We start from the raw sequence: 18965 nt of genomic DNA, 5'->3' as shown, positions 1-18965 counted from the left end.
TTCGCGACCGGCCGAACCACTAGTGGTAGCACCTCGCACCCAAAGTCAAGCCCCAATCGCAAACCACGGGTGGGCTCACCGGCTCTGATCGGCGCAAGGAAAAGACGGCTCGCCTTCGGCATCGCTTGGAAGTGCGGGGGTTAGGTCGGCTCGCTTCGCATCGCGCTTGATAGCGGCGTGCGTGCTGCTCGTCAGCGCAGTGATGCCGCTCCGCTCATCACCGCCGCGCTGAAGTCCAGGCATGCCTGGCAGATCTGGGCTTCCGCACCGGAGTGCACGGGCCTGGTCTCGCTGCAGAAAGAGCAGTCGCCCATCTCACCCACCCGGGCGGCGGCGACGCAGTGGTCGCAGATGAGGGCCGCCGGGCCTGCCATCAGCTTGCCCACGTCGCCGGCGTTGAGGCCGCAGAACCAGCAGCGCTCCACGCGCTTGGACTGTTCGACGATCTGGTGCACGCGCTGGTGGCTCATCTTGAGCGCTTCCGCGATCTCGCGCATCGATCCGCCCGCGCGGTGCAGGCGCAGGACGCTGTGGTGGTAGACGGCCTTCGCTATGTCGGCCTGGTCCTGGGCGGCGGCGGAGGCGGTGCCCGCCTTCCTCGCCGCTGCCAGCAGTTCTTCATCCAGGGTCATGCTGTCTACGTTAGGTAGACGCGTCTATCGGCACTAGACGCCGTCCAGGTGATGCGGACGGTCAGTCGACGCTTCGCACGATCACCGGTTCCTCGTCGGCCTGCACGACCCACTCCTGTGGTTCACGCGGCTCCGGGAAGACCGGGGCCCAGATGCCCGTGCCGCCCGGACGACGGCCCTTGCGCAGCTCGAATTCCTCTCGTGTGGTCATGCGCTTTGGTTACCCGTTCGGGCGGAACGTATGCCCGACAGCATGGTCGTGATGGCGTCCATGACGCGTGCGGTGGCCTCGTCCAGCACCTCGGCGGTGAGCTCGCGGCCGTACAGGTCGGAGAGGTCGACCGGTGCGCCGGCCACGACCTCGATCTTCTTGCGGGGCAGGAGCCTGGGCAGGATCGAGCCCCTGGGCAGGAGGTCCTGCGTGCCCCACTCCGCCACCGGCACGACGGGCACGCGGGCTTCCAGGGCCATCCGCGCGACTCCGGACTTGCCCTTCATCGGCCAGTTGTCCGGGTCCTTCGTGAAGCCGCCTTCGGGGAACGCCATGACGCACTGGCCGGCGCGCAGCGCCTCCACGGCGGGGCGCAGTGCCTCCGAGGCCTTCACGGTGCCCCGTTCCACCGGGATGTGGCCTCCGGAGCGCATGATCCAGCCGACGACCGGAGCGCGCCACAGGGACGCCTTCGCGAGCACGCGCGGGACGCGGCCCGACAGCAGGGAGAAGACGACGGCCGCGACCGCGTCGGCGTTCGACAGGTGGTTGAACGCGAGGACCACGCCGCCGTTGCCCGGCACGTTGTGCCTGCCGCGTATCCGCAGGCGGACGAACAGCACGACGAAGGGCCACAGGACGTCGATCGCCAGGGAGAACCAGAAGCCGCGGCCCCTGCGGGGCATCTTCCAGGTCCAGGCGGCCAGCTCGAGCGGTGTCACGCCGAATATTCGAGCACGCCGGCGTTCTCAGTTCTGGTCAATTCGCCACGTTCGACGAGAACGTCCAGGTGCGCGGCCGTCTCGCCGACCGCCAGGACCTGGTTGAACATGTCGAGGTCGTCGAAGCGGCGCTGGCGGCGGGTCCAGCCGATCTTGCGCGCGGTCTCGAACGCGGTGCCCGCCACGGCGCGGCCGATCTCCTCCAGGCGCTGCTCGTGGAAGTCGAGCAGCTCGTCCACGCGGGCGTGCGAGCTGTCGGTCACCGGGCCGTGCGCGGGCAGCAGCCGGAGGTCCGGCAGTTGGCGGGTGAGCCGGAGAGACGACATGTAGTCGCCCAGCGGCAGTGCGGGGCGCAGCGGCTCGAAGCCGATGGACGGCGTGATGTGCGGCAGCACGTGGTCGCCGGAGAAGAGCACCTTCGCGGTGTGGTCGACGAACACGACGTGGCCGCGCGTGTGGCCGGGGGTCGGGACGACCTCCAGCTCGCGGTGCTCCAGGCCGAGGACGCCGCGGTCGAGCCACTCGTCCGGTTCCTCGTAGTCGCGCAGGGCCTCGGCGCCCCGGTCGGAGCGGTGCATGACCTTGATCCACAGCTCCGCCAGGTCGCTCGCGCCCCATTTGCGCAGGTCGGCGACGTTGCCGTCCTCCCGCACGTGCATGAGGTGCCGCAACGACGGTTGCTCGCCCAGGCCGAGGCCCACCTTCGTGCCGAACAGGCGGCGCAACGACACCGCCATCGTGAAGTGGTCGCGGTGGACGTGCGTCACGAGGAACCGGCGGATGTCCTCGAAGCCCTTGCCCAGGGTGCCGAGCGCGGCTTCGAGCTGGTCCTTGGCCTCGTCCAGCGCCCAGCCGGAGTCGACCATGACCAGGCCGTCGCCGTCCTCGATCGCGTAGACGTTGACCGCGCGCAGCCCGTCGTTCGGCAACGGCAGCGGGATCCGGTGCACACCCGGTGCCACCTCGAACGCGCCAGGCTCACTCCACACGCCGCCACCTCGTCGTTAGCGCTCGCAACTATCTACCGGACGGTAACACGGTATTCCGGGTGCTTCTCGATGTACTTCGCCACGAACGGGCACAGTGGGGAAACCTTTACACCACGGGCTTGTGCGTCGTCGAGCGCGAACTTCGCGAGCTGGGCCCCGAGGCCACGGCCGCCGTACTCCTCCCCGACCTCGGTGTGGACCAGCGCCAGGACGCCGCTGACGTCCCGGTACTCGAGGAAGCCGGCGAGCTCGCCGTCGACGTGGACCTCGTACCGGCTCGCGGCTTCGTTGTCGGTGACCATGTCAACCATCTTGCACGGGACGGATGGAAAATGGCGGTCATGGACGTCTACCTGCTGATCCTGGGTGACCACCTGCCCAACCCGTGCACGGGCGACGAGGTCTCCCAGGCCGACCGCCTGCGGGCGATGGTCGAGCAGGCGGTGGTGGCCGAGGAGGCGGGGTTCGCCGGTGTCGCGATCGGCGAGCACCACTTCACCCGCTACATCGTGTCGGCGCCCGAGCTGCTGCTGGCGGCCGTGGCGGCGCGCACGTCGACGTTGAAGCTCTCGACCGGCGTGACGCTGCTCGCCCACCGCGACCCGGTGCTGGTGGCCGAGGCGCTCGCGACGCTCGACGTGCTGTCGGACGGCCGCGCGGAGCTGATCGTGGCGCGCGGCGTCGACCAGCAGACCGACGCGGCGTTCGGGGTGCAGCCCGGTGAGCTGCGGGCGCGGTTCGAGGAGCACCTGCGACTGCTGCTCAAGCTGCTGGAGGAGCCGTCGGTGAGCTGGGACGGCCGATTCCGCGGCCAGCTCAGCGAGGTGACGACGACGCCGCGGCCGGTGCAGAAGCCGCGGCCGGCGGTGTGGATCGGGTCCGGCTCGGCGGCGTCGGCGGACCTGGGCGCGGAGCTGGAGATGCCGCTGATGCTGCCGTCGACGCTGCGCGACCCGTCGATCTACCGCGAGGTCGTGCAGCATTACCGCGAACGCTTCCCCGGCGGCCGCGTCGGCGTGCCCAGCCACGTGTTCGTGGCGCGGGACAACGCCCGCGAACGCTGGCGGCCGCACCTCGCCGAGTACGCGCGGTTCGCGGACATGTGGCGTGGTGACGGCGACATCGACGTCGACGCCATCATGGACGGTGCGGCGGTGTGCGGGACGCCGGACGAGGTGGCGGAGCGGCTCAACGCGCTGGCGGAGCTGCTGTCCATCGACACGCACCTGGTGATGGTGGACATCGGCGGCATGCCGCACGAGTCGGTCATCGAGACGATCCGGCTCTTCGGTGCCGAGGTGCTCCCGAAACTTGTTTAACGCGAGCGCTGCCAGGGGTTAACACTGGCCGGGCAGGATGGAGTCCGTGGGCATCACCGTCATCGGCATCACGCATCCGGACCACGTCGGGGCACTCCCCGGCGGCACCACCGTGCTGGTGCTGGCCGACGACGGCACGTGCGCCGAGCAGTTCCTCGACGCCGACTTCCGTGCGCACCAGTTCGCGGTGCGCGCACACGGGCGCGGGTCGGCGTTCTTCGGAGTGGCGGACAAGGCACGTGAGCTGGGCGCGGACCAGGTCCTCTTCGGTGACTTCCGGGACGGCGCGCCGGACCTCGTCACCGGGGAGGACCCCGTGCTCCTGCTGGGCTCCCCCGGCCTCGTCGCGTTCAACGCGGCCTTCGGCGAGCACCTCGCGGAGTGGGTCCGGCCGGCGAGCGCGTACGGTGACGGCCTCGTCACGTGGCTCGTCCAGAACTGCGCCAGGGCCGGGATCGCGGTGGTGCGCGGCGGAGTCGGCTGGAATCCATTGAGGACTGATGAGATCACGTCGCTGCGAAAGTTGACGGCGTAGTCCTCCAAGGGCGGAAGACACTTGCGGCAGCAGTGAAATATCGTTCCCTCCGCAGCACCTCGCGCAGCTGAGAGTTCTCTCAGCGCGGTCGGGCGGGGCGGGCTCACCGGGGCTAATCTCAGGGTCGTCTCAGTGGAGATCCTGACCCTTCGGTGTGCCCGGGTAGCCGAAGATGGTGCGCACTAGACCCACAGGAGGGGACAGACAGTGAGCGCGTCCGATGGAGTCGCGGCCAGAGCCGTTGACGTGTGGAAGTCCTACGGGTCCGGCGATGCCGCCGTGACCGCGCTCGCGGGGGTGAGCGTCGACCTGGAGAGGTCCAGGTTCACGGCGATCATGGGCCCGTCGGGGTCCGGCAAGTCGACGTTGATGCACTGCCTCGCGGGGCTGGACGACGTGACGCGGGGCGAGGTCTGGGTGGGTGACACCAAGGTGACCGGGTTGAAGGACCGCGGGCTCACCGAGCTGCGGCGCGACAAGGTGGGCTTCATCTTCCAGCAGTTCAACCTGCTGCCGACGCTCACCGCCGAGGAGAACATCACGCTGCCGCTGGCGATCGGCGGCAAGAAGGTCGACCGCGACTGGTTCGACGTCGTCATCGACACGGTGGGGCTGAGGGACCGGCTGACCCACCGCCCGACGCAGCTCTCCGGCGGCCAGCAGCAGCGCGTCGCGTGCGCGCGGGCGCTCGTGTCGCGGCCGGAGGTCGTGTTCGCCGACGAGCCGACCGGCAACCTGGACTCGCAGTCCGGCGCGGAGGTCCTCGGGTTCCTGCAGCGCTCCGCGCGGGAGTTCGGCCAGACGATCGTGATGGTCACGCACGACCCGAACGCCGCCTCGTACGCCGACCGCGTCATCTTCCTCAAGGACGGCCAGATCGTCCGCGAGCTGCTGTCGCCGTCGGCCGACGAGGTCCTCGACACCATGAAGCACCTCGACCAGCCGAACCTCGAGCACAGCGCGGTGCCGGGTGCTTAAGGCGACGATCAAGAGCTTGCTGTCGCGCAAGCTCCGGCTGGTGCTGTCCGCCCTCGCGGTGGTGCTGGGCGTGATGTTCGTGTCCGGTTCGTTCGTCCTGACCGACACGCTCCAGCGGTCGTTCACCGACCTGTTCTCGTCGGCGTTCGCCAATGTGGACGTCTCGGTGTCACCGAAGCAGGAGAAGGGCAAGGAGCCGGAACCCCTGACGCCCCAGGCGATCGCGGACGTCAAGTCCGTGCCGGGCGTGGCGTCGGCGGTCGGCGACGTGCAGGGGTCCGCGCGGCCGATCGGCAAGAACGGCAAGGTCATCACCACCTCCGGCGCGCCGCGGTTCGGCACGAACTGGACGGGCACTGGCCAGGAGAAGATCCGCGACGGCAGGGCTCCCCAGGCGGCCGACGAGGTCGTCATCGGCGCCTACCTCGCCTCGACCGGCGGTTTCAAGGTCGGCGACGACATCGCGCTGCTCACGCTGGAGCCGAAGAAGACCTTCAAGGTCACCGGCGTCTACGAGTACGCGGGCGGCCGCGAGTCGCTGGGCGGCGAGCTGTCGGTGGCGTTCACCGAGCCGGTCGCCCAGCAGTTGTTGCTGGGCAAGGAGAACGTCTTCTCGTCGATCACGGTCACGGCGGCGCAGGGCACGTCCGACGACGCGCTGCGCGACGCGGTGGCGGCCAAGCTCGGCTCCGGCTACGACGTGAAGACCGGTGCGGCGCTGGCGAAGGAGCAGGCCGACCAGATCAACGAGGGCCTGAAGTTCTTCAACTACGTGCTGCTCGGGTTCGCCGGGATCGCGTTGTTCGTCGGCATCTTCATCATCCTCAACACGTTCTCCATCATCGTCGCCCAGCGCACCCGCGAGCTCGCGCTGCTGCGGTCGATGGGCGCCTCCCGCGGCCAGGTCATCGGCTCGGTGGTGCTGGAGGCGTTCGTGATCGGCCTGATCGCGTCGGTCGCCGGCCTGGGGGCGGGCGTCGGCGTGGGCGCGCTGCTGGCGAAGATCTTCAGCTCGGTGGGCGGCACGAACCTCCAGCTGGCGGGCATCGGCGTGCCGATGTCGGCGGTGATCTCGTCGTTCGCGGTCGGCATCGTCGTGACCGTGGTCGCGGCGGTCATGCCGGCGCTGCGGGCGTCGCGGATCGCACCGGTCGCCGCGATGCGCGAGGCCGCCACCCCCGACCGGCCGCTCACCAAGATCACGGTCATCGGCGCGCTCGTGCTGGCCGCGGGTGGCGCGGCGCTGGGCTTCGGCTTCAGCTCCGCCTCGCTGCCGCTGATCTTCGGCGGCATCCTGGTGGCGCTCATCGGCGTCGCGCTGCTGACCCCGTTGCTGTCCAAGCCGATGGTGTCGCTGATCGGCCGCCTGCTGTCGTGGTCGATGCCGGGCCTGCTGGGCCGCCGCAACTCCGCGCGCAACCCGCGCCGCACCGCGATCACCGCGGCCGCGCTGATGGTCGGCATCTCGCTGATCACCGGCGTGAGCGTGGTGCTGACGTCGGCGACCAAGTCGATCGAGAAGCTGGCCGCCGGTCAGCTCCAGACCGACCTGATCATCTCCGGCGAGGGCCAGGTGGAGGGCCAGCCCGCGACGTTCAAGCGGGACGTGCTGACCCGGGTCGAGAAGACCGACGGCGTCGATGCGGCGTTCGGCTGGTCCTCCGACGGCGTGCTGCAGGGCGACGACCGGATGTTCGCGACGGCCATCACGAACGTGCCGGCGATGAAGGACATGTTCGCCCTCAAGCCGCTGTCCGGGGAGATCGCGCCGCTCGAGGACGACCAGGTGGCGCTGCCGGAAGGCCTCGCGACGGAGAAGGGCTGGAAGGTCGGCACCCCGCTGACGCTGCAACTCGCCAAGGGCGAGCCCCGCACGTTCACGGTCGCGTTCATCTGGGCCAAGTCCCAGGTTCTCCAAGGCGCGCTGGTGCTGCCGGAGTCGGCGGCGAAGGACTTCCGCTCGGACCAGATCGGCCAGGCGTTCGTGAAGGTGAAGCCGGGGACGAACACCGCGGACGTGCAGAAGCGCGTCGAGCCCCTGTTCGCCGACAACCCGGAGATCACCGTCCAGGACCGCAGCGCGTTCGTGAAGCAGACGACCTCGCAGTTCGACACGGTCCTGCTGATGATCCAGATCCTGCTGGCGCTGGCGATCCTGATCGCCGTGCTCGGCGTCATCAACACCCTCGCCCTGTCGGTGATCGAACGGACCCGCGAGCTGGGCCTGCTGCGCGCCATCGGCATGCGGCGCGGCCAGGTGATGCGGATGATCACCGTCGAGTCGGTGGTGATCTCGGTGTTCGGCGCGGTGCTCGGCCTCGCGGTCGGCCTCGCGCTGGGCGTCGCGACCGTGCAGGCGTTGAAGGACCAGGGCATCTCGGAGATCGGGCTCCCCTGGGCCACCATGGTCCAGTACCTGGTGGTGGCGGCGTTCGTCGGCGTGGTGGCGGCGATCCTGCCGGCGATCCGCGCGGCACGGCTGAACGTGCTGGACGCGATCGCCTACGAGTGAGCCGGGAGGAGGGGCTGTGCCGGGCCGTCGCGTGCCGGCACAGCCCCTTCACCGTGCTCAGGCGTGCGGGCAGGTGTCCCGGTACGCCGAGATCGCCGTGTTCGGGGCAGGGGCCGGACACAGGAACTGGTCGTACCGCAGGTCGTCGTCCACGAACCGCTTGAGCCACGAGAGCGTGTACTTGCGCACCGTCACGTTGTCGCTGCGCGGGGTCGAGTGGTCGCCGCCCCGCAGCTCCAGGAACGCCTTGTCGGGCGCCGCCGTGATCGAGTTGTAGAACGGGATCGAGTGCTGCGAGTCCGGGGCGGTGGGGTCGTTCTGACCACCGATCAGCATGGTGGGAACCCGGACCGACGACCAGTTCTTCGTGCTGTGGTAGCCGGCCATCGGGATCGAGGCCTGCAGGGCCGGGCGCGAGGCGGAGGCGCGCAACGCCCCGCCGCCGCCCATGGAGTGGCCCATCACGGCGAGCCGGGAGGCGTCGACGCGCGGGTTGGTGCGGGCGACGTAGTCCAGCGCGGCGAGGAGCTGGGCGCCGCGGCTGTCCGGGTCGTCGAGGGTGGACAGGGTGTTGATGGTGATCACCACGAACCCGTAGGACGCGAGCCGCGGGCCGAAGTGCGCCACGGACGTCTGGGTCGCGGTGAACCCCGGCGAGATCGCGATCGCACCGAACGTGAGGTCGCTGGTGGGCGTGTAGACCGTGCCGCCGCCGAAGTTCGACTGGCGGGCGACGGCGGCGGACGTGACGGCGAACGTGCCGCGGGAGGCTTCCACGGAGGTGGCCGTGGGTGCCGGGCCGCGTTCGTAGGGGTTGGCCGCCGCTGTGGCGGTGGCCGGCAGGGTGGCTGGGATCAGCGCCAGGACGAGCGCCGCCAGCGCGGTTTTGATGCGCATGACGAAGACACCTCGATTGGTTGCAGGGGAACCAAAAGCGACGGCGGCGCTCACGCTACCGCCCGGTAGCCACGTCCGGGTTGGGCCACTCGGATGGTTACCCGGACATTTCGACGGCGTTCGACCGCGCGTCATCGAATTCGACGCGGTCACCCAGCGCAGCGGACCGGGACGTTGTCGTCCTGTCCGGTCACCGCAGCGGCGGTATGCGGCGAATCAGACGGCCCACGAGGGTGATCACGTGCCCACTCGGAGACAGTTCCTCGTTCTGAGCTCGACGGCAGCTCTCACCAGTCTGCTGCCCGAGGCTCCCGCGTCCGCTGCCGACACAGCGCAGCCCTACGCGTCCTACTGGCACCCGGCGACGATCCTGGACTGGGACCCGTCGACCGACCGGGACGCGAAGTACAACCGCAGCACGGTGCCGCTCGCGAGGCGCGTCGTCCCGGCGAGGCCCGCCAACGCGCACGCGCGTCCGAACGAGGCACGCGTGCAGGCGTTGGTGGCCTACGCGCCGACGAGCTTCAACCCCGCGCAGGGCTCGCTCGACATGAACTACTACGCCACGAACTACTGGCAGTACATCGACGAGCTGGTGTTCTGGGGCGGGTCCGCCTCCGAGGGCCTGATCCTCGCGCCGAACCCGACCGTCACCGACGCGGCGCACCGCAACGGCGTCAGGGTGATCGGCAACGTCTTCCTCCCGCCGACCGCGTACGGCGGCCAGATCCAGTGGGTCCGCGACTTCGTCAGGCGCGACGGCGACCGGTTCCCGGTGGCGGACAAGATGGTCCAGGTGGCGCGCCACCACGGCTTCGACGGCTGGTTCCTCAACCAGGAGACCGCCGGCGGGAACGCGCAGCTCGCGAACGACATGCGCGACTTCGTCACCTACATCCGCAGGAGCGGGCTGCGGATCATCTGGTACGACGCGATGACCGACACCGGCAGCGTCAGCTGGCAGAACGCCCTGACCGCGCGCAACAGGACGTTCTTCGAGCAGTCCGACGAGATGTTCCTGAACTTCTGGTGGAGCGCGCAGGGACTCGCGAGCTCGGCGGCGCTCGCGCGGCAGATGGGCCGCAGCCCGTACGACCTGGCGTCCGGCGTGGACGTCGAGGCGGGAGGCTACAACACGAGCGTCGGCTGGGCGAGCGTCTTCCCCGAGGGCAAGCCGCACGTGACGTCGCTCGGCTTCTACCGTCCGGAGTGGACGTTCAAGTCGTCGACCGGTCCCGCCGACTTCTACGCGCGGGACAACAGGTTCTGGGTCGGCCCGAACGGCGACCCGGCCAACACCACGACGACGGCGAGCTGGAAGGGCGTCGCCCACCACATCACCGAGCTGACGCCGATCACGTCGCTGCCGTTCGTCACGAACTTCAACACCGGCCACGGCCGGAAGTTCGCGGTCGGCGGCACGGTCCGTTCGACGCAGGCGTGGAACAACCTGTCCCTGCAGGACGTCCTGCCGACGTGGCGCTGGAGCGTCACCGGGACGGGCACGAAGGTCACGCCGTCGCTCGACTGGGACGACCCGTACGACGGCGGCACCGCGCTGAAGATCACCGGAACCCCGTCGGACACCACCGAGGTCAGGCTGTTCGCGACGTCGTTGCCGATCACCGGCGCGAGCCAGTTCGAGATCGTCCACCGCACCGGCACCGGTCCGTCCCGGCTGCAGGCGGTGCTGCGGTTCGGCGCCACGGAGGAGGTGCTCGATCTCGGCGGCCTCAGCGAAGCCTGGCGGCGCAGCGTGTTCCCGCTCGCCGAGCACTCCGGCACCACGCTCACGGAGATCTCGCTGCGGGTGCTGGGCGGCGCGGCCGTCACCGCGCTGATCGGCCGGATCGGCGTCACCAACCCGGTTTTGACGCCGCCCGCCGCTCCCAGGAACGTCCAGGTCGAGCAGGTGAGCCGCACCGACTCCACGACGGTGTCGGCGCGGCTCACCTGGACCCGGTCACCCGGTGCCCGGCAGTACCGGGTCTACCGGGCCGGTACCGACCGGGTCTTCCTGGGCGGCACGGCGAACGACGCGTACTTCGTGCCCGTGATCCCGCTGGCGAACGGCGAGACCGCGCGGATCGAGGTGGAGGCCGTCAGCGAGGCGTTCGACGTCTCGCCACCGGCCCGCGTCTCCATCACTGGTACACCCTGACGTAGTCCAGCACCATGTCCTGCGGTAGCTGCGTCCCGGCCCCCGGCGGGCCGGGCCAGTCACCGCCCACGGCGTTGTTGATGATGATGAAGAACGGGTGGTCGAACACCCACGGCCCGCGGGTGGTCTCCAGGACGTTGCGGTCGACGGTGAAGAACCTGTTGCCGTCCACGCTGAACGTCATGTGGCTGGAGTCCCACTCGACCGCGAAGGTCCGGAACGCCGACGACGCCGACGACGCCGGCTGCCCGAGGTCGAGCGGGGAGCCGTAACCACCCGCGCCGTTGTACGCCGGCGCGTGCAGCGTCGAGTAGACGCGGTTCGGTTCCTTGCCGACGTGCTCCATGATGTCGATCTCGCCGGTGTAGGGCCACGGCCTGCGCTGGTCGAAGAAGTCCGCGCCCAGCATCCAGAACGCGGGCCACAGCCCCTGCGTCGACGACACCTTGATCCGCGCCTCGACCCGGCCGTAGGTGAAGCTGAACTTGCCGTAGGTGTTCAGCCGCGCCGAGGTGTACTGGCAGGTGCCGCTGCCGCTGACCGGGTCCACCGGGCACGCGCTGCCGGGCGTGACCTCGCGACGGGCCTGGAGCACCAGGTTGCCGTTGCCGTCGTGCCGGGCGTTGTTGTTGTTCGTGTAGTACTGGAGCTCGTTGTTCACGCCGGGACCGGTCTCCGGCTGCCACTTCGAGGCGTCCGGCGCGGTGCCCGCGGGCAGGTTGAACTCGTCGGACCACACGAGCCTGCCGGGAAAGGTCGGGTTCGGCGGCAGCGGCGGAGGCGTGGTCGGTGCGCCGCCCGTGCCGTAGACCTGGAACTCCCACAACGAGTAGCCGTAGCCGTTCGACCTGGCCGTGCCGTACATCCGCACGTACCGGCCGGTTCCGCTGACCGTCAGCGTCTCCTTGAACCCGCGGCCCGTGGTCGTGGAGTAGATCTGCCGCCAGTTCGCGTTGTCGTCCGAGACCTCCAGCCGGTAGGCCGTGGCGAACGCCGGGTCCCACTGCAGGACGACCTTCGAGATCGTCGCCCGCGCGCCGAGGTCGACGGAGATCCAGCCGGGGTCGACCCAGCCGTTGGTGGGACTCGTCGCCCAGCGGGTGGCCGGGTCGCGGTCGAACGCCTTGGCCGGGGTGCACCCGCCGCAGTTCGCGTCGTCCTGGAACGTCGAGGCGGAGCCGGACTTGCCGTAGGACAGCAGCGTCTCCCCTCCGCCGGTACCGCCCGAGGTGCCGAACACCTGGAACTCCCACAGCGAGTAGCCGTACTGCGTGGCGCGCTGGGTGAGGTCGAGCCGCACGTACCGGCCGGTGCCGCTGACCGCGAGCGTCTCGGTGCCGCCGGGGCCGGTCGTCGTCCGGCGCAGCTCCTGCCACGAGGTGCCGTCCGCGGAGATGCTGAGCGTGTACGCCTTGGCGCTCGCGGCCTCCCACGCGAGCGTCACCTGGTCGACCTTCGCGGACGAGCCGAGGTCGATCTGGATCCACTGCGGGTCGCCGAACGCGCTGGACCAGCGGGTGCCGAGGTCGCCGTCGACCACGGCGGTCGCCGGGAACGCGACACCCTCGCTGCTGGAGGCCGTGACCGGGCGGTTCTGGGAGATCAGCGGACCGGCGGCGTGCGCGGCAGGGGTGAACGTCGCGGCGACGACCGCCGCCGCGACGAGGAGTGCGGGTCTTCCTCGGTGAAGCCTTCCTGACATGGGTGCTCCTGAGGCCGGAGAACGGGGCGACGGGTGTGAGAGAGCGCTCTCTCCGACAGGAGTTCGAAGCCGAGAGTCGGGGCAACCGGCGGGCGGTGTCAAGAAAACCGGGACTTCTGAACGTTTCTTGCGGATTGACGCCCCGTTACGACCTGCGCCATGCTCGATGAGCGTGAGAGCGCTCTCCCAATCCTGCTGCGGAGAGGAAAGCTTCGATGAAGAAGTTGTTCCACCTGGCGACAGTCCTCGCCCTGGCTGCGGGCGTGCTGAGCATTCCCGTTGCGGCACAAGGAGAACCGGTGCGGGTCGCCGAGTTCCTCGCGGAGTGCCCGATCAGCCACCGGCTCCCCGACGACCCGATCGTGCTGCCGAACCTCCCCGGCGCGTCCCACTCGCACGACTTCTTCGGCAACCACTCCACCGACGCCCGGTCCACCCAGCAGTCGCTGGAGGGGCAGACGGGCAACTGCAACCCGGTCGCGGACATCTCGTCGTACTGGGTTCCGACGCTGTACCGGAACAACACGGCGATCGCACCGACCGGCGTGACGTTCTACTACCTCGGCGAGGGCGTGAACAACCCGGCGGCGATCCAGCCGATGCCCTACGGGTTGAAGATCGTCGCGGGCAACGCGAAGGCCACGGGCGACGCCGACAGCATCGCGCGCTGGTCCTGCCTGCACGCCGGGCACGTCAACCCCTCCAAGAACTTCGTGGAGTGCCCGTCCGGCACGATGCTCGAGACCTACCTGGACTTCCCGCAGTGCTGGAACGGCAGGGACCTCGACTCGTCCGACCACAAGTCCCACCTGTCGTACCCGGTCGCGGGCGGCTGCCCGTCGACCCACCCGGTTGCGGTGCCGAAGCTGCGCATGGTGCTGCGGTACCCGGTCAGCGGCAGTCCCGCCGGCCTCCGGCTGGCCTCGGGCACAGGGCAGACCATGCACGGCGACTTCTTCAACGTGTGGCCGCGGTCCGAGATGGAACGCCGCGTCCGCAACTGCATCAACGTGGTGCTGAAGTGCGATCACGCCGGCAACCACGGATGACAGTGCTCCTGCTGGCAGGCCTTCTCGCGGCCTGCCAGCAGGCTCCACCCGAACCCCAGGCACCACCGCCGGCCCAGCAGAACGGTTACGGCGCAACGGAACGGGCGTTCGTCGAGCTGTCCATCGCCACCGACGAGCAGGCCCTCAAGCTCGTCGACCTGACCGGCCGCGCCGAGCTCAGGCAGAACCGCGCGACCGAGCTCGTGGAGCTGCGCAAGCTGCTCGACGCCCCGTTCGTGAACAACCACGCGGGGCACGACATGCCCGGCATGCCGACGGACGCGGAGATCGAGCTGGCCGCGACGAGCCCCGACGCGCTGAACCAGTTCGTGCACAACCACCTGACCGAGTCGCTGGAAGTCCTGCGCTCGGCGGGGTCCGCGATCACCCACCCTCCCACCGCCGAGGTGGTCAAGCTGATGGAACGCCACCGCACGGCGGAACTGGCGGCCGGGTGAAGCGCGTGACGCTGGAGGAGGTGGCACGGGTGGCCGGGGTGTCGCGCGCGACCGCGTCGAGAGTGGTGAACGGCGCCTCCACCGTGGACGAGTCGCTCCGCCACGCCGTCGAGAAAGCCATCTCCACCACCGGGTACCTCCCGAACATCGCCGCGCGCTCGCTCGTGACGCGCCGCGCGGACGCCATCGGGCTGGTGCTGCCCGACGAACGCCGCATGCTCGGCGACCCGCACCTGGCGAGCGTCGTCAGCGGCGTGACCAGGGTCGTCCGGCCGTTGGGCGTGCAGCTCGTGCTGATGATGACCGGCCCCGGCACGCGCGAGCAGGCGCTGAGCGACCTGCGGTGCGGACGGCTCGACGGCGTGATCCTCGTGCACACCGACTCGGCGGACCCGGTGCCGGGCCGGCTGATCGCGGCCGGCCTGCCGGTGGTGCTGGCGGGCCGGCCGCTCAAGCCGATGCCGATCACGTACGTCGACGTGAACCAGACCGCGGGCGCCGCGCTGGCCGGGCGCCGCCTGAAGGAGCTGGGACGGCGCCGCATCGCCACGATCACCGGCCCGCAGGACACCCCGGCGGGCCAGGACCGGCTCCAGGGCTTCCTCGCCGAGGTGCCGGACGCGTGGGTCGTGCACGGCGACTTCACCCGCCAGTCCGGTGTCGCGGCGATGGAACAGCTCATCGCTCTCTGCCCGGACGTCGACGGCGTGTTCGTCGCGTCGGACCTCATGGCCAACGGCGCGATCCCCGTGCTGCACCGCCACGGCCGCAAGGTCCCCGACGACGTGGCGATCGTCGGGTTCGACGACAGCACCGCCGCGCTGACGTGCGAACCCGAGCTGACGACGGTCCGCCAGCCGATCGCGGACATGGCCGCGGAGATGGCCCGCCAGCTGCTGCGGCAGATCACCGACGACCGCGCACCGGTCACGTCGGTGACCTTCGAGCCGTCACTGGTGGTGCGCGACAGCGGCTAAGCGGCTAGGTCCGCACGCACCCTAGGTCCGCACGCGGACAGGCATGTCCCGCGCGATCGCCCACGTCCCGGCCAGCGCGACCGCGAACGCCACCGCCGACACCCCGTACCACCCGGTCCCGAGCAGGCCGGGGACCTCCGGGATGAACGGCAGGGTCCCCGATCCCGGGATCTGCGCCCTCGTGAGGGCGATGAACGCGAACGCGACGGGCAGCGAGAAGACCCCGCCCACCCCGAACCTGCCGAACGCCGCCGAGCACAGCGTGCCGGTCACGAACCACACCAGGTACATCAGGAAGTACGCGGGCACCGCGCCGTGCCGGTCGGCGTTCCAGTCCATGAGCGCGTAGATCCCGCCCTCGACGACGAACCCGAGCCACGCGATGACCGTCCCCACCAGCGCCAGCACGACGGAGAGCACGGACGTCCCGACGAGGAGCTCTCGGCGCGTGCGGCCGTGGGCGACGGCGATCGGCAGCACGTTGTGGATCGCGTAGACCCCGACCCACAGCAGGAACCAGGGCGCCACGTGGGACGCGACGATGTTCCACGCGCTGATCTCGACGCTCCGGAAGAACGAGATCACGAACGTCAGCGCCACGACGAACGCGAACGCTCCGCCCGCGACCAGCACGCAGAACGTCAGCAGGGTCTTGGCCAGGTGGCCGAACAGCTTCACCGCTTCCCCCCGACGGGTTCGGTGAGGTGGACGAACAGGTCCTGCAACGCGATGGGGCCGAGCTCCAGGCCGAGCTGGCGCGCACGGACGAGCCGCGCGTCCTCCAGCACCCCGTAGACCATCGCGGACTTGGTGCGCCCCAACGACTTCTCGCTGAGCACGGTCAGCCCGGCGGTGAACTCGTCGACGTCGGCGGCGTTGCCGGTGACCTCGGTGCCGCGCGACCGCAGCACGTCCGCCTCCTCCTGGAGCACCAGCCGTCCGGCGTCGATGATCACGACCTCCTCCAGCAGCGAGGCGAGCTCCTCGATGAGGTGCGTGGAGATCACGATGGTGCGCGGGTGGGCCATGAAGTCGCTGAGCAGCGTGTCGTAGAACGCGTACCGCGTCGGCGTGTCCATGCCGAGGTGCGACTCGTCGAGCATCGTCAGCGGCGCCCGGCTGGCGAGCCCGATGACGACGCCGAGCGCGGACCGCTGCCCCAGCGACAGCTCGCCGACCTTCGCCCTGGGCGAGATCCCGAACAGCTCGACCAGCTCCCGCGCGTACACGTCGTCCCACGTGTCGCGCCAAGCCGCGCCGTACTCCAGGACGTGGGAGACCCGGTCGCCCTTGTCCGCGGCGTCGGCGGTGTGCCGGACCAGGCAGACCTGCCGCATCGCGGCAGCGTTCTCGAACACCGGCAGCCCGTCGAGCGTCACGGCCCCGGCCGGCCTGCGGTACCCCGCGAGCGCCGACATCAGGCTGGTCTTGCCCGACCCGTTGCGCCCCAGCAGGCCGTAGATCTTGTTGCCCTCCAACGAGAAACTGATGTCGTCGACGGCCGTCACGTCCCCGTAGCGAACCGTCAAACCCCGTACCTCGACCCGCATCACACGCCCCCGTCCTCGTGCTGCTCGATGCGCCGGATGACCTCGGCGAGCGGAATGCCGATGGCCCGCGCCTCCGCGACCATCGGATCGACGACCTCCCCGAAGAAGGTCTCCCTCCCCTGCGCCCGCAACATGTCGCGAGCCTGCCCGCTCACGAACATCCCGATCCCCCTCTTCTTGTAGAGCACCTGCTCGTCCACGAGCTGCTGGAAGGCCTTCGCCGCCGTAGCCGGGTTGATGCGGTAGTACGCGGCGTACTGGTTGGTCGACATGACCTGCTCGTCGGCCTTCAACGCCCCGTTCAGCACGTCCGCCTTGATCCGGTCGGCGATCTGCCGGTAGATCGGGCTCCGGTCGTCGAACACGGCGTCACTTCCTGGGTTCGTTACTCATGTAATGAACCATAGCAGCAAAGAGGCCCTGAACGGCAAAACGCGACGGTGCCACGTTCTGCGGCACCGTCGCGTCAGTCCGAACGGTCGATACTGCCTGCGAGCGCGACCGGCGAGGTCACGCCCGCGGGATCACCTGATGGAAGCCGGCCGCAGGTCCGTCCAGTTCTCCTCGACGTAGGCCAGGCACGCCTCGCGGCTCTCCTCGCCGTAGACCTTGGTCCACCCGGCGGGCACCTCCGCGAAGACCGGCCACAGCGAGTGCTGCTGCTCTTCGTTGACCAGCACGAAGAACCGGCCCTGCGGGTCCTCGAAGGGGTTGGTCATGACGATCCTTTCACCGAACTACTTGACTGCCTGAAGCCCCGGCGACGACACCACAGCGGGCCGCCGCGACACCGAGTCGAGAATCTCGCCGACACGCACAGCCGTGTTGGACAACAACGAGGACGTGATCCCGTGCGTGTGCTCGGTACCGCCCTGGAGGTAGATCCCGCCGGGCACGTCGTCACCGGTGACCACCCGGTAGTCCCGAGTCACCTCCAACCGCCCGTGCTCGTCCCGCGAACACCGGTCAGCCAGCTCCCCCAGCACCCGAACGGGGTCGGCGGGCCGGTACCCGGTCGCGTAGACGATCACGTCGGCATCCACCGAAACCCGCCCGCCATCGGCAAGCGACTCGATCACGCACGTCCCGTCGACCTGAACGTCCGTCAGCCGCGACGTGTTGTGCAACAACAACCTCTGCCGCCCGACGACCTTCTCCCGGTACACCCGCCGGTACAGCTCCTCGATCAGGTCCCCGTCGACCACGCCGTAGTTGGTGTTCGCGTGGTACCCCATCAACCGAGCCTTGACGTCCTCCGGCGCGGCGTAGAAATCATCCACCGCAGCAGGATCGAAGATCCGGTTGGCGAAGGAACTGTCATCAGCCGGGCTGTACCCATACCGGGCGAACACCCCGTGCACCACCACGCCGGGAAACCGGTCGTGGAAGAACGCGACGGCCTCGGCCGCACTCTGCCCGGCACCCACGACCACGACGTGCCGCGGGTCCGACACCGACTCCACCCGGTGCAACAGGTCCTTGTTGTGCCAGATCCGCTCCCCGGTCTCGATCCCCTCGGGAAGGTTCGCCTCGAGCCCGGTCGCCAACACGAGGTTCCGCGCCCGAACCTCAGCCCCACCGGCGAGGAACGCGAACCCGTCCCCCTCCACCCGGACGTCACTGACCGCAGCCCCGTACGACACGTGATGAGCAACCCGCTCAGCGGCCCACTCGAAGTAGTCGTGGAACTCCTTGCGCAACGGAAAGAGGCTCTTGTGGTTGACGAAGTCGACCAACCGCCCCCGGTCCCGCAGGTAGCACAGGAAACTGAACGAACTGGTGGGGTTCCGCAACGTGACCAGGTCCTTGAGGAACGACACCTGCATGGTCGCGTCCTCGAGCAACATCCCCCGATGCCACCCGAACCGAGCCTGCCGCTCGAAGAACCGAGCCCGCACAGGCAGCGGGTGCTCCTCCACAGCGATCGCGAGAGCGAGGTTGGACGGTCCGAAGCCGATCCCGGCAAGGTCCAGCACCGGTTCCATCGCATCCTCCTGGTCACGGGCAGCAAAGCAACCCTAACTTAACTAAGGCATACCTTAGCTAGTGCATTCGGACGTGATCCACGTCCTAGACCAGCCCCCCAAGAACAAGCAAGCACAACTCAAGCGTGCCGACGCGATGCCGACGCCGAAGGCGAGGCGAGCAGTCCTTCGCTCTTCGCTCTTCGCTCTTGAGCGAAGCTCTCCGCGGTGGGGTTCCCGTCACGAGTCGCGCCACAGCTCTTGCTGCACGCGAAGAGGGGTGTCAAGCGGGCACGCTTTTCGCCCGCT

At 69.4% G+C, this 18965-nt stretch carries 20 protein-coding genes; 8 read left to right on the top strand and 12 right to left on the bottom strand.

What is annotated here, in order from left to right; translation table 11 throughout:
• Positions 1-191: 191 nt before the first annotated feature.
• The 5 genes from VF330_RS24160 to VF330_RS24140 all read right to left on the bottom strand — a co-directional run bounded on the left by VF330_RS24160 (position 192) and on the right by VF330_RS24140 (position 2856).
• Positions 192-632 (bottom strand): ClpX C4-type zinc finger protein, encoded by a 441-nt coding sequence (locus VF330_RS24160; protein WP_330853949.1) that lies wholly within the window; start codon positions 630-632, stop codon positions 192-194.
• Positions 633-693: 61 nt separating this feature from the next.
• Complete coding sequence (locus tag VF330_RS24155) at positions 694-843, bottom strand: hypothetical protein (RefSeq protein ID WP_330853948.1); 150 nt, start codon at positions 841-843, stop codon at positions 694-696.
• Positions 840-1565 carry a lysophospholipid acyltransferase family protein gene (locus VF330_RS24150; protein ID WP_330853947.1) on the bottom strand — a complete coding sequence of 242 codons (726 nt, stop codon included), beginning with the start codon at positions 1563-1565 and terminating at the stop codon, positions 840-842. Before VF330_RS24150 ends, VF330_RS24155 begins: the two co-directional genes overlap by 4 nt.
• Positions 1562-2554, bottom strand: coding sequence for an MBL fold metallo-hydrolase (locus VF330_RS24145; RefSeq protein WP_330853946.1), 993 nt, complete (start codon positions 2552-2554; stop codon positions 1562-1564). Before VF330_RS24145 ends, VF330_RS24150 begins: the two co-directional genes overlap by 4 nt.
• Before the next feature lie 32 nt (positions 2555-2586).
• Entirely contained in the window at positions 2587-2856 is a 270-nt protein-coding gene (locus tag VF330_RS24140) for a GNAT family N-acetyltransferase (RefSeq protein ID WP_330853945.1), read from the bottom strand.
• Between the two features lie 39 nt (positions 2857-2895).
• Between VF330_RS24140 and VF330_RS24135 the strand changes: the two genes are divergently transcribed.
• The 4 genes from VF330_RS24135 (at position 2896) to VF330_RS24120 (ending at position 7898) form a co-directional block, all read left to right on the top strand.
• Entirely contained in the window at positions 2896-3873 is a 978-nt protein-coding gene (locus tag VF330_RS24135) for an LLM class flavin-dependent oxidoreductase (protein ID WP_330853944.1), read from the top strand.
• Positions 3874-3919: 46 nt separating this feature from the next.
• Positions 3920-4408, top strand: coding sequence for a hypothetical protein (locus VF330_RS24130; protein WP_330853943.1), 489 nt, complete (start codon positions 3920-3922; stop codon positions 4406-4408).
• Between the two features lie 207 nt (positions 4409-4615).
• The gene (locus VF330_RS24125) at positions 4616-5386 is read left to right on the top strand and encodes an ABC transporter ATP-binding protein (RefSeq protein ID WP_330853942.1); all 771 of its coding nucleotides are present in this window, start codon (positions 4616-4618) and stop codon (positions 5384-5386) included.
• Positions 5379-7898, top strand: coding sequence for an ABC transporter permease (locus VF330_RS24120; RefSeq protein ID WP_330853941.1), 2520 nt, complete (start codon positions 5379-5381; stop codon positions 7896-7898). The genes VF330_RS24125 and VF330_RS24120 overlap by 8 nt, the downstream gene beginning before the upstream one ends.
• Positions 7899-7955: 57 nt before the next feature.
• Here VF330_RS24120 and VF330_RS24115 read toward each other — a convergent pair whose 3' ends face one another.
• On the bottom strand, positions 7956-8795 hold the full coding sequence (locus VF330_RS24115; RefSeq protein WP_330853940.1) for a dienelactone hydrolase family protein: 840 nt from the start codon (positions 8793-8795) through the stop codon (positions 7956-7958).
• A gap of 241 nt (positions 8796-9036) precedes the next feature.
• On the opposite strand from VF330_RS24115, the gene VF330_RS24110 reads away from it, so the two are divergent.
• Complete coding sequence (locus VF330_RS24110; RefSeq protein ID WP_330853939.1) at positions 9037-10956, top strand: endo-beta-N-acetylglucosaminidase; 1920 nt, start codon at positions 9037-9039, stop codon at positions 10954-10956.
• On the opposite strand, the gene VF330_RS24105 is transcribed toward VF330_RS24110, so the two are convergent.
• The gene (locus VF330_RS24105; RefSeq protein WP_330853938.1) at positions 10940-12658 is read right to left on the bottom strand and encodes a discoidin domain-containing protein; all 1719 of its coding nucleotides are present in this window, start codon (positions 12656-12658) and stop codon (positions 10940-10942) included. The two genes, VF330_RS24110 and VF330_RS24105, sit on opposite strands and share 17 nt — an antisense overlap.
• A gap of 215 nt (positions 12659-12873) precedes the next feature.
• Here VF330_RS24105 and VF330_RS24100 point away from each other — a divergent pair, with 215 nt between their 5' ends.
• Genes VF330_RS24100 through VF330_RS24090 form a run of 3 tightly spaced genes read left to right on the top strand, consistent with a single transcriptional unit; the run spans position 12874 to position 15142 of the window.
• Positions 12874-13707, top strand: a complete 834-nt coding sequence (locus VF330_RS24100; protein WP_330853937.1) for a DUF1996 domain-containing protein — start codon at positions 12874-12876, stop codon at positions 13705-13707.
• A complete protein-coding gene (locus VF330_RS24095) occupies positions 13704-14165 on the top strand; it encodes a hypothetical protein (protein WP_330853936.1) in 462 nt (153 codons plus the stop codon). The genes VF330_RS24100 and VF330_RS24095 overlap by 4 nt, the downstream gene beginning before the upstream one ends.
• A 5-nt stretch (positions 14166-14170) precedes the next feature.
• Complete coding sequence (locus VF330_RS24090; RefSeq protein WP_330853935.1) at positions 14171-15142, top strand: LacI family DNA-binding transcriptional regulator; 972 nt, start codon at positions 14171-14173, stop codon at positions 15140-15142.
• Between the two features lie 21 nt (positions 15143-15163).
• Here VF330_RS24090 and VF330_RS24085 read toward each other — a convergent pair whose 3' ends face one another.
• From VF330_RS24085 to VF330_RS24065, 5 genes are all read right to left on the bottom strand, one after another.
• Positions 15164-15820 (bottom strand): hypothetical protein, encoded by a 657-nt coding sequence (locus VF330_RS24085; protein ID WP_330853934.1) that lies wholly within the window; start codon positions 15818-15820, stop codon positions 15164-15166.
• Positions 15817-16671 carry an ABC transporter ATP-binding protein gene (locus tag VF330_RS24080; protein WP_330853933.1) on the bottom strand — a complete coding sequence of 285 codons (855 nt, stop codon included), beginning with the start codon at positions 16669-16671 and terminating at the stop codon, positions 15817-15819. Before VF330_RS24080 ends, VF330_RS24085 begins: the two co-directional genes overlap by 4 nt.
• A gap of 20 nt (positions 16672-16691) precedes the next feature.
• Positions 16692-17057 (bottom strand): GntR family transcriptional regulator, encoded by a 366-nt coding sequence (locus VF330_RS24075; protein ID WP_330853932.1) that lies wholly within the window; start codon positions 17055-17057, stop codon positions 16692-16694.
• Positions 17058-17216: 159 nt separating this feature from the next.
• A complete protein-coding gene (locus VF330_RS24070) occupies positions 17217-17411 on the bottom strand; it encodes an MbtH family protein (protein ID WP_330853931.1) in 195 nt (64 codons plus the stop codon).
• Between the two features lie 18 nt (positions 17412-17429).
• Positions 17430-18677, bottom strand: coding sequence for a lysine N(6)-hydroxylase/L-ornithine N(5)-oxygenase family protein (locus VF330_RS24065; protein WP_330853930.1), 1248 nt, complete (start codon positions 18675-18677; stop codon positions 17430-17432).
• Positions 18678-18965 lie beyond the last annotated feature (288 nt).

It is taken from the genome of Lentzea sp., assembly GCF_036380075.1.
In the GTDB taxonomy this organism is placed as follows: Bacteria; Actinomycetota; Actinomycetes; order Mycobacteriales; family Pseudonocardiaceae; genus Lentzea.
This window is presented reverse-complemented; position numbering and strand designations above follow the sequence as displayed.

Bases quoted from the DNA above. Each gene is read 5' to 3' on its own strand.
- VF330_RS24160 (WP_330853949.1), bottom strand. From the start codon at position 632: ATGACCCTGGATGAAGAACTGCTGGCAGCGGCGAGGAAGGCGGGCACC.
- VF330_RS24155 (WP_330853948.1), bottom strand. From the start codon at position 843: ATGACCACACGAGAGGAATTCGAGCTGCGCAAGGGCCGTCGTCCGGGC.
- VF330_RS24140 (WP_330853945.1), bottom strand. From the start codon at position 2,856: ATGGTCACCGACAACGAAGCCGCGAGCCGGTACGAGGTCCACGTCGAC.
- VF330_RS24135 (WP_330853944.1), top strand. From the start codon at position 2,896: ATGGACGTCTACCTGCTGATCCTGGGTGACCACCTGCCCAACCCGTGC.
- VF330_RS24115 (WP_330853940.1), bottom strand. From the start codon at position 8,795: ATGCGCATCAAAACCGCGCTGGCGGCGCTCGTCCTGGCGCTGATCCCA.
- VF330_RS24105 (WP_330853938.1), bottom strand. From the start codon at position 12,658: ATGTCAGGAAGGCTTCACCGAGGAAGACCCGCACTCCTCGTCGCGGCG.
- VF330_RS24100 (WP_330853937.1), top strand. From the start codon at position 12,874: ATGAAGAAGTTGTTCCACCTGGCGACAGTCCTCGCCCTGGCTGCGGGC.
- VF330_RS24095 (WP_330853936.1), top strand. From the start codon at position 13,704: ATGACAGTGCTCCTGCTGGCAGGCCTTCTCGCGGCCTGCCAGCAGGCT.
- VF330_RS24070 (WP_330853931.1), bottom strand. From the start codon at position 17,411: ATGACCAACCCCTTCGAGGACCCGCAGGGCCGGTTCTTCGTGCTGGTC.
- VF330_RS24065 (WP_330853930.1), bottom strand. From the start codon at position 18,677: ATGGAACCGGTGCTGGACCTTGCCGGGATCGGCTTCGGACCGTCCAAC.